The 14483-nt window shown below is 66.0% G+C and carries 15 protein-coding genes and 1 tRNA gene; 8 read left to right on the top strand and 8 right to left on the bottom strand.

What is annotated here, in order from left to right:
* Positions 1–2: 2 nt before the first annotated feature.
* A complete protein-coding gene (locus GO488_RS17920) occupies positions 3–740 on the top strand; it encodes a hypothetical protein (RefSeq protein ID WP_162319217.1) in 738 nt (245 codons plus the stop codon).
* A gap of 22 nt (positions 741–762) precedes the next feature.
* On the opposite strand, the gene GO488_RS17915 is transcribed toward GO488_RS17920, so the two are convergent.
* Both GO488_RS17915 and GO488_RS17910 read right to left on the bottom strand, forming a co-directional pair.
* Positions 763–1737 (bottom strand): chemotaxis protein CheW, encoded by a 975-nt coding sequence (locus tag GO488_RS17915; protein WP_162319216.1) that lies wholly within the window; start codon positions 1735–1737, stop codon positions 763–765.
* The gene (locus tag GO488_RS17910; RefSeq protein WP_162319215.1) at positions 1734–2627 is read right to left on the bottom strand and encodes a ParA family protein; all 894 of its coding nucleotides are present in this window, start codon (positions 2625–2627) and stop codon (positions 1734–1736) included. Before GO488_RS17910 ends, GO488_RS17915 begins: the two co-directional genes overlap by 4 nt.
* 172 nt (positions 2628–2799) lie before the next feature.
* Here GO488_RS17910 and GO488_RS17905 point away from each other — a divergent pair, with 172 nt between their 5' ends.
* Complete coding sequence (locus tag GO488_RS17905; RefSeq protein WP_162319214.1) at positions 2800–3300, top strand: FlaD/FlaE family flagellar protein; 501 nt, start codon at positions 2800–2802, stop codon at positions 3298–3300.
* Between the two features lie 78 nt (positions 3301–3378).
* A complete protein-coding gene (locus GO488_RS17900; protein ID WP_162319213.1) occupies positions 3379–4446 on the top strand; it encodes an actin-like salactin in 1068 nt (355 codons plus the stop codon).
* Here the strand turns inward: GO488_RS17900 and GO488_RS17895 are convergent.
* Positions 4443–4616, bottom strand: a complete 174-nt coding sequence (locus GO488_RS17895) for a hypothetical protein (RefSeq protein WP_162319212.1) — start codon at positions 4614–4616, stop codon at positions 4443–4445. The two genes, GO488_RS17900 and GO488_RS17895, sit on opposite strands and share 4 nt — an antisense overlap.
* 207 nt (positions 4617–4823) lie before the next feature.
* Between GO488_RS17895 and GO488_RS17890 the strand changes: the two genes are divergently transcribed.
* The 3 genes from GO488_RS17890 (at position 4824) to GO488_RS17885 (ending at position 9158) form a co-directional block, all read left to right on the top strand.
* Positions 4824–6740, top strand: coding sequence for a hypothetical protein (locus GO488_RS17890; RefSeq protein ID WP_162319211.1), 1917 nt, complete (start codon positions 4824–4826; stop codon positions 6738–6740).
* A gap of 23 nt (positions 6741–6763) precedes the next feature.
* Entirely contained in the window at positions 6764–6898 is a 135-nt protein-coding gene (locus GO488_RS20120; RefSeq protein ID WP_268899418.1) for a hypothetical protein, read from the top strand.
* A 127-nt stretch (positions 6899–7025) separates the two neighbouring features.
* Positions 7026–9158, top strand: a complete 2133-nt coding sequence (locus GO488_RS17885) for a glycoside hydrolase family 32 protein (protein WP_162319210.1) — start codon at positions 7026–7028, stop codon at positions 9156–9158.
* Positions 9159–9170: 12 nt separating this feature from the next.
* Here GO488_RS17885 and GO488_RS17880 read toward each other — a convergent pair whose 3' ends face one another.
* Together GO488_RS17880 and GO488_RS17875 are read right to left on the bottom strand one after the other, a co-directional pair.
* Entirely contained in the window at positions 9171–10502 is a 1332-nt protein-coding gene (locus GO488_RS17880; RefSeq protein WP_162319209.1) for a glycoside hydrolase family 68 protein, read from the bottom strand.
* Positions 10503–10608: 106 nt separating this feature from the next.
* Positions 10609–10845, bottom strand: coding sequence for a DUF7996 family protein (locus GO488_RS17875; RefSeq protein WP_162319208.1), 237 nt, complete (start codon positions 10843–10845; stop codon positions 10609–10611).
* Between the two features lie 161 nt (positions 10846–11006).
* On the opposite strand from GO488_RS17875, the gene GO488_RS17870 reads away from it, so the two are divergent.
* Entirely contained in the window at positions 11007–12053 is a 1047-nt protein-coding gene (locus GO488_RS17870) for a phytoene/squalene synthase family protein (protein WP_174242509.1), read from the top strand.
* A gap of 90 nt (positions 12054–12143) precedes the next feature.
* Complete coding sequence (locus GO488_RS17865; protein ID WP_162319206.1) at positions 12144–12518, top strand: hypothetical protein; 375 nt, start codon at positions 12144–12146, stop codon at positions 12516–12518.
* Between the two features lie 46 nt (positions 12519–12564).
* Here GO488_RS17865 and GO488_RS17860 read toward each other — a convergent pair whose 3' ends face one another.
* From GO488_RS17860 to GO488_RS17850, 3 genes are all read right to left on the bottom strand, one after another.
* Positions 12565–13095 carry a DsrE family protein gene (locus tag GO488_RS17860; RefSeq protein WP_162319205.1) on the bottom strand — a complete coding sequence of 177 codons (531 nt, stop codon included), beginning with the start codon at positions 13093–13095 and terminating at the stop codon, positions 12565–12567.
* Between the two features lie 922 nt (positions 13096–14017).
* Positions 14018–14092 (bottom strand) — tRNA-Val (locus GO488_RS17855).
* Between the two features lie 48 nt (positions 14093–14140).
* Positions 14141–14410, bottom strand: a complete 270-nt coding sequence (locus GO488_RS17850; protein WP_162319204.1) for a DUF7553 family protein — start codon at positions 14408–14410, stop codon at positions 14141–14143.
* Positions 14411–14483: the final 73 nt, after the last annotated feature.

The raw sequence follows: 14483 nt of genomic DNA, 5'->3' as shown, positions 1-14483 counted from the left end.
CCATGTCTGCTCTCAGCACGCTCTTCCCGATAGCGTTCGCCCTCGGCCTCGCGCTGGTCCACCTGTTCGCCGGTCGGCTCACGTTTCTGGACGTGATACCGCGGAGTCGCTGGCTGTCGCTCTCGGGCGGCAGCGCCGTCGCCTACGTCTTCGTTCACATCCTACCGGAGATTCAGAGCGCGGGGACGGACATCGACCAGACAGCGAGCCTCCTCGTCAGGTTCGAACACCACGTCTACCTCATCGCGCTCCTCGGTTTCACGGGATTCTACGGCATCGAGCAGTACGTGCGAAAAGCCAAGGCGCGAAGCGAGGACGAGGGGGGCGACGCCGAGGCACACGGCGTGTTCTGGGTCCACATCGGGACGTTCACGCTCTACAACGTCCTCATCGGCTATCTGCTCCTCCATCGAGAGGAGAGCGGCGTCGCGTCCCTGGCGATCTTCTTCGTCGCCATGGCGCTGCACTTCTTCGTGAACGACTACGGTCTCCGCGAGTACCACGGGAGCGCGTACCGCCGGTACGGTCGGTGGGCCCTCGCCGCGGCCGTGTTCGCCGGCCTCGGACTCGGCTACGTCGTCGAGGTGAGCGAACTCCTGCTGGCGGTCCTCTTCGCGCTGCTGGCGGGCGGGATCGTCCTCAACGTCATCAAGGAGGAACTGCCCGCCGAGCGGAAGAGCCGGTTCTGGGCGTTCCTGGCGGGCGTCGTCGGCTACACCGCGCTGTTGCTGTCGATTTGAGCGGCCGGATCGAGCGGACGGTTCAGTCGTCCGCGCTCGTCGCCGCGTCGAGCGCGTCGTCGGGTTCGACCCAGATGACGAACTGGTCGTGGTCCTCGCGGTCGACGACGCCGTTGACGTACTCCCCGTCGACCGGCGGGTCGTTGACCTCCGACTCGGCGACGGGGACGACCTGTCGGACAGCGTCGACGACCCACCCGACCGCGCCTTGCTCCCCGAACATCCCCGGGTCGAAGACGACGATGAGGGTCTTCTCGCCGTCGGCGTCGACGTCCATCATCCGCTTGGGGTCGAGGATGGTCGTTATCTGCCCGCGGAGGTCGACGACCCCCTCGACGTAGTCGGGCGTGTTGGGGACGCGCGTGACCGCGTCGCGCTTGACTATCTCCTCGACGTACTCGATGTCGAGGCAGTAGTACTCCTCGCCGAGCGCGAACTCGAGGACGCGAACCATCTCCTCCTTCTGGCCCGTCTCTTCCCCGATCGCCGCCCTGGCCGACCCTTCGACTCGATCGCCGTCGCCCGTCGCCATCGCTTCTTCCAGAAGCTGCTGGTCCGGGAGTTCGACGCCGGTCGGTCCCCGCATCGGCGAGGCCGTCGCGGCGATATCGTCGGACTGCACCCCGCCCGCACCGCCGGTCGCAGGAGCGTCGTCGGCGACCTGCGCGGCGGCCGCCGCGGCTCGTTCGGCGGCCGCGGTCGCGTCCGACTGGGCACCGGTTCTCTCGGCCGAGTCGATTCCGTCGCCCGCCTGCTCGGCCGCCGCAGCGGTCGGCTCGTCGGAGTCGGCCGTCGAGTCATCGTCATCCGGACCGGAGGCTGGCTCTGGCTTTGCATCCGTGTCTGCCGCTACGTCCGTCTCTGCACCCGAAGCGGCCTCTCCCGCCCGGTCCGACGACGCTCCGTCGCCGTCCGTCGTCTGCTCGTCGTCCGCTCTGTTCCCCTGGCGCATGTCGCGGATGCGCTCTGCTCTGTCCATACGGTCGTCGTCGCTCATGCTGGTATCTCCGTGTAGCCGAACTGCCTGTCCAGATCCGCGGCGATGTCCTCGAACACCGCGCTCATGTCGCACTCCTCGTCGCTCCCGAACAGCGAGTTGCCCCGCGTGTACGCCCGCTGGAGGGCCACGCGCTTGCGGACCCGCCAGACCGGGCTGTCGGGGAACGCGGCGTCGAACCACTGGAGCATCGTCTCGTCTTCCGAGGTCGTCTCGATGCGGTTGGCCACCACGCCGAGCGTCCGCACCGAAGTGCCCGTCTGTCGCTCCAAGGCCGCCATCTGGTCCATCAGGAGCTCGATGGCGCGCTCGGAGGTGGCCTCCGCGAGCGCCGGGACGAGGATGTTCCCCGCGGCGAAGACGGCGGCGTCGGTCAGCTTGCCGTAGAACGGCGGGGAATCGATGACGACGTAATCGTACCCGGGGACCGTCGAGAGCGCGCGGTCCAGCGTATCGAGCGCGTGGTCGCCGGTGACCGTCTTCGGCGTGACGTTCAGCGCGAACGCCGAGAGCGCCGCCGGGTCGACGTCGTGATCCCCCGTGCGGACCCGGGCGATGAGATCCGCGACGGTCAGTTCGTGTTCGGCCTGTAGCATGTCGATGCTAGAGGGGACGACGTCCATCTCCTCGTGTTCGACCACGAGGTCGGCGAGGCCGTTGGGGTCGCCGGTCAGCACGTCGAACAGCGTCGGCGGCTGCGCGTCGTAGGCCTCGGCGAGGCCCAGTCCCTCCGTGGCGTTGCCCTGCGGGTCCAAGTCCACGAAGAGGACGTCCCGCCCGCGGTCGCTCAGGGCACCGGCTACGTTGATCGCTACCGTCGTCTTGCCGGTCCCGCCCTTCGCGTTCGTCACGCAGATACGGGCCGGATCGGACGTGGACTGGCGGTTCATCGTCGAAGTGAGCGAACGTCTGTGACGGGTGCGTATAAAAATACGCCCCCGATTATCAACGGCGGAACTGAGGGGCGACGGCCGAATCGGCGGCGAGAGCCCGGTGAACGGCGTCTGACGACCGTCGGACGAATGTAAGATTTAACTTCACGTAGTTGAAACACAAGTGGCAATGACCATCAACCCGCGCGACTACGACCTGGACGAACTGCGGAAGATCGCCCGCCAGCGCGGCGACCGGGAGAACGGAAACGGCCTCGGCGAGGGCGGGATACCCGACCCGGGCGATCTCGACGTGGGGTTGGAAGACGGCGACGAGGAAGTCGTGGCCGGCAGTTCTCTCCGGTCCGGGCTGTACCGCGAACTGCTCCCGTTTCTGGCCGGTGACAGTCAGGAGAAGCCGTATCTCGGTACGCTTCCGGAGACGTACGCCGCCGAGTTCGTCGTCTTCGAGTGGCTGGAGTTCCTGTTGATGCACTCGGGTTATCAGGGGGCCGACGAGGCGCTGGCCTACTACGAGTCCATCGACTGGATCACCGAAGAGGTCGAGGCCGACCTCTCGGACTACTTACTGGGAATCGACGAGTCGGCGACCAACGACGGCAACGACCTCAGCGTGGACGACCACATGCTGAGTCTGGTGTACGTCGCGAAACTGGCCGCGATGACGTAGCGCAGTCCGCGGGTGGTCACTATCAACGCTGATTCTTGACGAGAGGATATATATCGAGGCGGGGATAAGACGGGAGACATGAGTGACGACGACGCGGCCGACTCGGCGTCCGGCAGCGGTCGGTCGGTGCCGGTGGGTGTGAAACTCGGCAGCACCCGGACGGTCATCGCCCTGCCCGACGACCACGGGACCGAGAACCGAATCATCAAGACGCTGACCTGCATGGCGACCTACGAAGACGCCCTGACCGGCGAGGAGAAGGTCCTCTACGGCGAGGAGGCCGCCCGCGAGTACCCCGACCGCGTTCAGTACATGCTCCGGTCGGGCCTGCCCGAAGACGCTGACCGCGCGGAGATGACCAAGACGTTCTTCGAGGCCCTCATCGAGGAGAACGACATCCCGGCCGACAGCGGCGTCGTCTACGCCATCCCGACCATCGACAACCCCGCCGGGCTGGACAATCTCCGAGCGGTCATCGAGGAGTCCTCTATCGGTATGCGCCTCGTCGAGAGCTATCCCGAATCGCTGTGCGGTTCCATCCCCGCCTTCGGCGAGGGGTTAGAGGCCATCGACGAGATCTTCATCTCGGTCAACATGGGGTCGACGAACCTCGAAGCCTCCGCCTATCGGCGCGGCGAGCAGTTAGCGCCCTTCACGACCGGCGCGGTCACCGGCAACGAAGTCGACCGGATGATCGCGAACTACGTCGAGGAGGAGACGCAGGGGAGAGTCAACGTCGACACGCAGACCGCCCGCGAGTACAAGGAGGAACACGCCGACTTCGTGGAGTTCGAGCCGTTCACGGACATCATCCAGCAGCCCGGCGGCGGCACCCACGAGTTCACCATCGAGCGCTCGGTGATGGACGCCGTCGACGAGTACCTCGACGATGCGGTGGACGAACTCGCCAACACCTTCCTGCCGGAACTGGCCAACGACTACATGAAAGTCTACCAGCTGGCGCTTGACCGACCCATCGTGCTCACCGGCGGGATGGCCTGCATCCCCGGTATCGTCGACGAGTTCGAGGCGCGCCTCAGCGAGGAACTGAACCGCGAGATCGAGGCGACCGCCGCCGAACAGCCCGACGTCGCGCCCACCGTCGGCGCACAGCGCATCGCGGCCCGCCTCGTCGAGAACAGCTAGCGGGCGTTCCCGCCCCAGCAGTCGAGCCACCGCTCGACGGTCGGGCGCGGTCCGAACCGTTCCAGCGCTCGCCCATTCGAGAGAACGGCGAACACCTCGGTATCTATCCGAACGTCGATGCCGGTCGACGGCCGTTCCTCGCTCGCCCCGTACAATCCTACGCGTGGCATGTGCCAGAATAATTTCCCGTCATACCTAAATGTCCGTCAGACGGGCGTCCGCTGTTCGATAGATAGGGACACACGAAGGAAATAGCGAGAGAGAGCGGCCCTTCGGATCTGATTGGGTCCGTTACCCTCCGAATCTTGTAAATACTATAGGTTAGAATCAGAATCTATACGCAGGTATCAAGACTTCCGGCGCTGTAACCCTCGGTGATGGGCGAGATTATCAAAATAAATAATTACGAGGGCGAGCTACCCTCGCTGCTCACGCAGACCGGTTCGGGCGGCGTGTTCTCGGAAGGCTACCTTCACGACCGGGCGGCCGCGGCGGCTCTCGAAGCGACGGAGACGCCGACGTTCGTCCTCACGAACCGCAAGCGCGGGGTGACCGTCGAAACGGCCGAGTCCATCGAGACAGTTCGGCCCGGTCGGGGCTATCGGACGATCGCGGTGGTCACCGACCGACGGGTTCTCGCGCTGGTCGGCGACGAGTCGGGGGACCGAGAAGTGGCGGTGTCGCTCGCGGACGTCGACGAGGTCGAGTGGGAAACGGGGCTCCGCGGCGGCTCTCTCACGGTCGTCCGGGACGGCCACTCGACGGTAGTGATTCGAACGGGGACCGACGGGCTCGAAGCGGTCGCGGAGTACCTCGACGCGGCTTCGCGGGCGTGGCGACGCGTCGAGACCGAGTTCGACGCGGCGACGGAACTGCTCGTGACGGCGACCGAACGCCGGGAGGAGGGCCGCTACGACGAGGCGGCTTCGGCCGTCGAGCGCGCCCGAGAGCGCGCCGAGACGGCTCGGGGCGTCGCGTTTCAGTTCGCCGCGGAGCACGGTGGGACCGCGCTGCAGGAACGGGTCGACTCGCTCGAAGCCCGTTGCGAGCGAACGCTCGCGGCGATACACGTCGGACGCGCCCGCGTGACGACGGACGCCGGTGAGACGCGCTGGCGAGAGGGCGAGTACGAGGCCGCCCACGACGCATACGAGCGCGCGAGCGAGGAGTACGACGCGGCGCTCGCCCTCGACCGCGACGCTATCGACGACGTAGACGGGATCCGCGCCGAGCGAGATCGCCTGAACCGTATCGTCGACCACCTGGAGAAGTCGCCGCTCCGGAAGGCCGTCACGGCGGATAAAGCGGCCGTCGCGGCGGACGACCCCGAGGACGCGATCGAACACTGGCGGGAAGCGATGGCGCACTACCGGACGGCCTTGGAGATCGACTGGGGTGCCGAGAACCGGCGCTTCGCGGGCGACACGGCGACGATTCGGGACCGACTGGGCGCCGTCGCCGAGAACCTCACGGCGGCCCAGCGCACCGTCGCCGTCGATGCGATGCGCGCCGGTGACTGGTACAGCGACGCCGGACAGACAGAGGTCGCGCTGGCGGAGTTCGAGGCCGCCGCCGAGGCGTTCGAGGCGGCGCTCGCGACGGCCCGGGACTGCTATCCCGACGCGGTGTCCCATCTGGCGGCAGAGCGGGACGCGCTCGAACAGCGACTCGAACGGACCGAGGCGCTGGTGAACGGCGACCCTGCTCCAGACCGTATCGAGACGACGGCCGAACCGGACTACGGGGCTTCGGGGACGCTCGGCGACCCGTCCGACGACGGCCCGACGGCGATCGAGGACGCCATCCGCCCGCCGTCGGAGGCCGTCGACTCGCGACGCTCCGAACCGACCGACGAAACCCTCCCGACGGGCGACGAATCCGCCTCGACGGTCGACCGACTCCGCGCGTTGGACGGGGATCGACTCGTCGACGTGGTCGCCGACGTGCTCGACGAGACGGCATGGGAGGCGGAACGGGTCGAACCGGACTCGCCGTTCGACCTGCGAGCGACGCGAGACGGCGACCGGATGGGCATCGTGGTCCACCGCTCGACCACAGACGACGTGACGAGCGACCACGTCGAGCGATGCCGATCGCTCGCCGCGGAAGCGACGGTGGACGCGGTGTTGTTCGCGACCGTCCAGCGACTCCCGGCGGACGTCACGCCGCTTCCGGCGGACGACGACGTGCGCCTGTTCGACGGCGCGAGTATCGCCGCAGTCGTGGACGCACAGAGCGTCAATCTGCTGGACGACGCCCGACCGATAGCGGGCGAGCGGGAACAAAGCTTATAGCCGCGTAAGTATCACTATCAATCATGAACTGCCCGAACTGCGACACGCGAATGACGTACAACGACGAGACGACGAAACTGACAGAGTTCGTCTGTCCGGTCTGTCACGACACCGTCATCGACTGGAAGTCCGCCGCCAGAAGCGCCCGCCTCGCCTGAGTACCTCTCTTCTCCGACTCCGTTCTGCAGTGGCGACGCCGTTTTCCGATAGGTCGAGCAGGTACGTGCACGAACGAGCACGAACGATTGCCGAACGCTTTTATATTTGAGAGGGTGAGTCCACGTAATGGCAGAGTCGCTGCGCGTCGGCTGTCTCTTCGTCGACTCGCGTTCCGACGAGCAGATCGCGGCGTACGAGTGGTGCGAGAGCGCGTTCGACGACGTCGACCGCGTCTCGCTCTCGACGGTCGAGCCGACCGCGTACGACGTTCTCTGGTGGCACCGCGACGGGGAAATCGAGCCGGAGCGGCTCGCCGACGGCGGGGACGCGCTCGCGTCGTTCGTGCGGGGCGGCGGGTCGCTGTTGCTGACGCTCGGCGCGATGGCCGCGGTCGAACCGCTCGGCTTCGACGCCGTCGGTCCCGACGCCGTCGGCTGGGAGGAGATCTCCGAGCCGGTCGGGCCGCTGTGGAAGGCGCTGGCCGCTGACCACCCCATCGCAGAGGGGTTCGACACGCTCAGAGTCCACACACGCGGCCCCGGTGTAACGGTGCCTTACGCCCGCTACGAGACGGTCGCGCCGACGGATGGGGACCTGTTGGCCAGTACGGCCCGAGGGACGACGGACGTGGTCAAGCAGATGTCGACCGTCTCCTGGCGACCGGGCGACGGCCACGTCCTCGGCATCGGGTCGGCGGTCTCCTTCCGCCAGCCCACGCACGACATCTGTCGCGGGAACCGCGAGACGCTCGTCTCGAACGCGCTCTCGGCGCTGGCCGGCAGCGAGACGGTCCCGCTCTCGGGACGGCCCAAGTCCGTCGAGGCGTTCGCGGAGATGCGCGCGGAGTTGGCCGACGACCCACACCGGCCGACGTACCACGTCACGCCGCCCGCGAACTGGCTCAACGACCCGAACGGTCTCATCCATTGGAACGGTCGCTATCACCTGTTCTATCAGTACAACCCGACCGGGCCGTTCCACAACACTATCCACTGGGGCCACGCGGTCAGCGACGATCTGGTTCACTGGGAGGACGAACCGGTCGCCCTCTCGCCCTCGCCGGACGGCCCGGACCGGGACGGCTGTTGGTCGGGCTGTGCGGTCGACGACGACGGGACGGCGACCATCCTCTACACCGGCGGCCGCGACAAGAAACAACTGCCCTGCATCGCCACCGCGGCCGACGAGGGCCTGACCGCGTGGCGAAAGGACCCCGACAACCCGGTCATCGAGGAGATGCCGACCCAGCCCGAGGTCCTCCGGACCGAACACTGGGACGGGGAGTTCCGCGACCACTGCGTCTGGCGCGAGGACGGCGTCTGGCACCAGCTGATCGGGGCCGGGATGGAGGGCGGCGGCGGCGCGGCCCTGCTGTACGTCTCCGAGGACCTCCGGGACTGGGAGTACCGCGGGCCCATCCTGACCGGCGATCGCGACACCGCCGGCACCGTCTGGGAGTGTCCCGAACTGCTCGACTTCGGCGAGCGACAGCTGCTGCACGTCTCGAACTACGAGGACGTGGTGTACTTCCTCGGAACCTACGAGGACGGCGAGTTCGACGTCGAGCGCCGCGACAAGCTCGACCACGGCGACTTCTACGCCCCCCAGTCGATGTGGACCGACGACGGCCGCATCCTCACCTGGGGCTGGATTCCCGAGGCGCGGGACGTGAGCGCCCAGTGGGACGCCGGGTGGTCGGGCGCGATGTCGCTGCCCCGCGAACTCGCGCTCGCCGACGACGGCGGCCTCTGCCAGCGGCCCGCTCCGGAGCTCAAAGCGCTTCGCGGGGCCAACGTCTGTCACGACGAGATCCGACTGGACGGAAGCGACCGCCGGACGCTCGACGTCGACAGCAGGGCGTTCGAGCTCCGCGCGACGGTCCGCCTCGAAGACGCCGAGCGCGTCGAACTCTCCGTGCTGGAGACGCCCGACCGAGACGAGTACACGCCCATCCGGTACAGCCACACCAGCGAGATATCGGTCGACCGGGCGCGGGCGAGCCACGACCCGCAGGCGACCAGCGCCACCCAGCGGATGCGAGTCACGCCCTACGACTCGCCGCTCTCGCTTCGCGTGTTCGTCGACGGCTCCGTCGTCTCCGTGTTCGCCAACGAGCGCCACTGTCTGACGACTCGCGTCTACCCGACCAGCGAGGACGCGACGGGCGTCTCGCTGTCGGCCGAGAGCGGCCGGGCGACGGTCGCGTCGCTCGACGTCTGGGAGATGGGCGGCGCGTGGTCGGCCGAGCCGAGAGAATAGCCCCGATCGGAGTCAGTCGTCGCTACCGCCGTGATACCGCTCACTCGCGCCGGCTCCGTCGTCCTCGCGCGCTCGCCGAATCAGTTCCGCTTCCGTCGGCGGCAGCGACTCGCCGGCCATCGGGATCTCCCAGTGGCCGAGCTTCCCGATGATACGCGTGCGAGTCCCGTCCACGTCGAGGCGGAGCGTCGGCGCGAGCGTCCCGCCGAAGCGCCGCATCTGCTCGGCCTCCGAGAGGTGTGCGATGTCGTCGAGGACCGGCCCGGCGAAGTCGAAGTAGTTGAAGAAGCTCTGGACGAGCACCTCGTCGCCGTGGGCGAACGCCATCCACGAGTACGACTGGAACGGCGCGTTCTCGGGGTTCGTGACGACCAGCCCCGACCCGTTCAGCGGGACGTACTCGCCGCGGAAGTCCTCGGCGACGAAGCCGTACAGCGCGTCGAATCCCTCCAACCCCGGCGCGAACGTGTGGAGGTGACTGGAGACGAAGAGGTAGTAGCGGCCGTCCCTGTAGACGACGTGGGGCCGTTCGAGTTCCTGATTGGTGCCGACGGCATCTAAGAGCGGGTCGTCGAGCTCCCACTCCAGCGGGTCGCCGGTGGGCGAGCGAGCGACGCCGACGCTGCCGTTGAACTCCTGTTGAGCGACGTCGCCGTCACAGGCGTCGCTGCCCTCGGGGACCGGGGAGTTCGCCTCGAAGAGGAGCCACGTCTCGCCCGTCTCGGGGTCCTCGAAGAACCACGGGTCCCGGAAGGTGTAGATCATCCCGCGGGACTGGTCCTCGCGCTCGTAGCGCTCGCCGTCCGGGGAGAGCAGTTCGTGGTGGGTCCACGGCCCGCGGAGAGCGAAGCCGCCGTCGGCGTCGATGGTGCCGCCGCCCGCGCCCACGATGCGCTGGGCGTAGGTGAGCTCCTCGGCGTCGTCCTGGCCCGCAGCCGTATAGAAGACGTAGACCGAGCCGTCGTCGTACAGCGCCGATCCGGCCCACTGGCGCTGGCCCAGCGCTTCCTCGAAGACCGGGCCGGCGTCGTGCCAGTTCCGGCCGTCCGCCGAGTAGAAACAGCGGATGGTCGCCACGTCGTGTCGCTTCCCCGGCAGGAGGTCGGCGGGCGCGGTCAGCGAGAAGCAGACGCGATAGCCCTCGACCTCCGCGAGCGTCCCGTCGCGCTCGCGCAGAAACCACGTGTCCCAGATGTGGACGTGGGGTATCTGATCGTTCTCGGGCGGATAGAAGACCGGAGCCACCGTCTCGTCCGTGCGTTCGATACCGCTCGCCTGCGCTCGCGTCCAGCCCGAACGAGCGCGAAACCCGGGCGCGCCGCCGTCGAGTGAGTCTTCGGTCATGGCTCCGTCTGCGTCCACGACCGGGATAGACGTTTCGGACGACTACAACAGCTGTTGTATCTGAATTTCGCAGACTCCGAGGGGACCGTCGGCGACTGCCGCGGGTTCACTCCTCGGCCGACTCGTCACCGTCGGCGCGGCCGACGCCCTCGGGCGCGTGGATGTTCAGCGGCCGGACCCACTGATACCAGACGAAGAGGATGCCGAGGCCGTACCCGAGCGCCCAGACGGCGCTGCCGACCCAGGGGTAGCCGAGCTGGGAGAGAAAGCCGTTGGCGAGACCGGGTACGATGATGATGGCGGCGACGGTTCCCGCCAGCGCCAGTGCGTCGTTGCGATTCATCGGCCGCTCACCACCGCACGCCAGGCGGTCATACGTGGAGGTAGCGCGCAGAGCGGTTTAGGCGTGGCGCTTCCTCGCCCGCTGGTTCCCGCGACCCGCGATTCGTCGCCCTCGCAGCCGCCCCATTTTTATCGCAGTACGCCCTACGCCGGATGACGGGAATGTCTCAGAACCATACTGGCCGGTCGTCACAAGAAGACATTGCGTGGTGCTACGACGCCGTCCACCGAGTGTCACGGACGTTTAGCCTCACGATTTCGGAACTCGACGAGCCGATGGCCCGCGACATCTGCGTCGGATATCTCCTCTGCCGAGTCGCCGATACCATCGAGGACGCCGGACACATCCCCCCGGCGGCGCAAGCGGAGCTCCTCCGTCTCTACAGCAGGACGCTCGACCCGGCCGCCGACGCCTCGGTCCGGGCGTTCGACGACGCCGCCGAACAGTGGCTTCCGGGGACGAGAAACGCCGACTGGGAAGTGGTCGACAACGCCTCCCGCGCGGTCGGCGTCTTCCGCTCGCTCGAACGCTCCTCGCTCGAAACCATCAGAAAGCCGGTCCGCGAACTCGTCGACGGGATGGCGATGTTCGTCGACCGATACGCCGAGGAGGGCGGCCTGCGCATCCAGACGCTCGACGAACTGGAGGAGTACTGCTGGTACGCCGCCGGGACCGTCGGCACGCTCGTCACCGGGCTCGTCTCCCACGAGGCGACCGACGAGCAGGTCGCGCGGATGGAGGAGAACGCCCGCGCGTTCGCCCTCCTCCTCCAGTTGGTCAACGTCGCCAAGGACGCCGCCACCGATTTAGAGGAGGAGAACAACGTCTACCTCCCGCTAGAACTTCTAGCTGAGCAGGGACTAGATCACAACGACGTCGGCGACCCGGCACACACCGACTCGCTGGTGCCGGTCATCGAGCAGGTCACCGATCGCGCCGAGGGCTACTTAGACGGCGCACAGACGTGGCTCAAGGCGATGCCCGAAACCCGCGGCAACAAGCTCTCGGCGTGGGCCATCCCGTTCCTGCTCGCCGTCGGCACCATCCGAGAGCTCCGTCAGCGGCCCGCCGACGTCATCGAGGAGGGGAACGTCAAGATCTCCCGCGAGGAGGTCCACGCGGTCTGCCAGCAGTTCGTCGGCGACGGGGAACCCCCGCTCGGGGAACTCCGCCGGAAGATCCGACAGCGACCGCTCCACGAGTACTGAGACCGCAACCGGCCGGTTCGACTGGTTCGACCGCCACTTTCATCGCTCGGCCGCGTAATCCTGAAACGGTAGACGCGCTTAGGTGGTGCTATGCCCGAGACGCTCGAACTGCCGAACGGCGACGTCGTCTCGCCCGAGGACGTGTTCCTCTACAACGACTACCCGTATCGCCTCGTCTGGAGCGACGGCGACCACGCCTTCGAACTCTCGCCGCTGTACTGGGGCGACAGCGGGATGGACGTCCCCTTCCCCGACCGCGAGGCGCTGGTCGACCAGTGGGAAGCCGACTCGAGAGGACTGCTGACCGACGAGGAGTGGGCCGGCTGGCTCGACGACGCCAGCGACGACCCGCGCTTCGACGACGAGGAGGTCGCACAGCTGGCCGCGGAGCTACCGACCGACTGGGAGCCAGCAGGCGACGAATCCGAGTCCGGTGGCGGCCTGCGGGACAGACTGGGCCTCTAAGGCGAGAGAAGCGGTCGTCGACGGCCGCCGGTACGTCGGATCCCTCTCAGGGCGTCTCGATGTACGCGTAGTTCTCGCGGGCCTGCAGTTTCGTGAGCTCGCCGACGCCCGCGGGCACGGTCTCGACGCCGTCGATCAGCTCGGACTCGGTGATGCTGAACGCGTCCATCGAGTTCTGACAGGCGCGAAACGAGACGCCGTCCTCGACGAGCGAGCGCACGCGGTCGGGCTGTTCCGACGTCGACTCCGCCAGTAGTTTGATACCCGCGCCGTTGGCGACGAGGACGACGTTTTCGACCTCCGTCGAGTCGTCGGCGAGCAGGTTCGCCACGTTGTTGAGCGCGTGTTGCTGTTCGTCGGTGTCCGAAGCGAAGTGAAAGACAGTACTCATCGTTGGTTCAGGGGTCGTGGTCTCGGTTTCAGTCTCGGTCTGTTCCGCCGTCGCCGTCTCTGTGTCGGTGCTCTCGGCCGGTGTCCCGCTACCGGTGTCGCCGTCGCCCGAGCAACCGGCGACGCCGACCGCGGTGAGTCCACCCGCCCACCGGAGGACCGCTCGTCTGGGATGTTCGTCTGCCACGGTGTCGCTTCGAACTGGAGCGGCCTTACTACGACGTTGCTAAACCGGGTATCCGAGTGTGAAACACCACAATCTCCACCGTAGAACGGTTCGGATCAGCAAGTAGTGTATGGGACGGAGTTGAACCGGAGCGAGACTCCCTGAATACATTTGCCGTTCACGGATTGTTCGCGACAAAATGGGGGTTGAGGCGGAGTTGAGCCGACTGAAGACTCGCTTGTGACAGGACTATATACTGGTAGTGAAAATAAGTGCGACAGTAGCAACAAGGATGATAGCAAGTGTGAGTTTCCACGATAAGCCGTTTCCATTGGTGGTTTCTTTTGGCACATCAATTGTCTCAGAATAATCTTGATAGGGTGCAAGCGTTGATGCATTACACTCATCGCATGTGAATGGTTTCCGGTCATGGACGTAGTTACATTTCTTGCAGTACCATTGTCCAGACGATGGTGAAGAAGTGGAAGAAGACGTGCTTGCCGAGGTTGAACGATGCTGGGTAAAGACCGTGCCCTCACACTTAGAACATCTCTCAGGATTCGAACTATGAATTTCACCGCAAGTATCACACTCCCACTTCAACCCTGTACCCCCGAACCTATCCAGTAGACCCATTTTATCGTAATCTCTTGTAGGTTGATAAAACGTTAGTGGTTAGAATGTCAATCAGGACAACATAGTTGGCTCGTTGCTTGTTTGGGGGATATAACTCAGCGCGGTTTCCGGCTGCTACAAAGGGGCCTCCCCGGGTTGCGGCGAAGTTTTTTTTTATTGCGCGCGGATCTCCCTAATGATAGCCTGTCTGCCGTCTGGTGGTTTCAGAGGGTACCACCCGCAGTCCGTGTGAATTGGTTTGCGAGGTGTCCACCGAATCGCAAGACGGCGGTGGTTTCACCTCTTTGATAGACGACCAGAGAATGAGTGGGTTGGGGCGGAGTTGAACCGCCGACTTCCTCCGTGTGAAGGAGGTATCATAACCGGACTAGATCACCAACCCGGTGCACCTGTGGCTATTCGACCGGTTACATTAAGAATTGCGTTCCGACTACGCCTCGGTCCGGTCTTTCTGCCGATGGACGCCCACCTTTTCGCGGGCGTCGGCGATGACGCGTTCGCCCCTCTCACCGGCCTTCGTCTGGAGGTCGGTCAGGTCGCGTTTGACTCTCTCCACTCTGTCCGGTTCGGCCTCTCTCTCCACGCCTATCAAGTCGCGGACTCGCGTCTCGACCGGTTCGAGTTCCGCTCTGACGCCTTTGCTCGCCGTTTCGACAGCGCGCTCGAGGTAGTATCGGGTGTCTTCGAAGTGCCTGTTCATATCTGTTCTTTCGCTGAGGACAGATAAATCCTTTACGCAGGGTCCCGGGTGTACGAACTGTTTTGCGTCGCCG

Origin of the sequence: Haloarcula limicola, assembly GCF_010119205.1 — an archaeon.
Classification (GTDB): domain Archaea; phylum Halobacteriota; class Halobacteria; order Halobacteriales; family Haloarculaceae; genus Haloarcula; species Haloarcula limicola.
The sequence above is the reverse complement of the archived record's forward strand: the minus strand, read 5'-3'. Positions and strand labels throughout refer to the sequence as shown.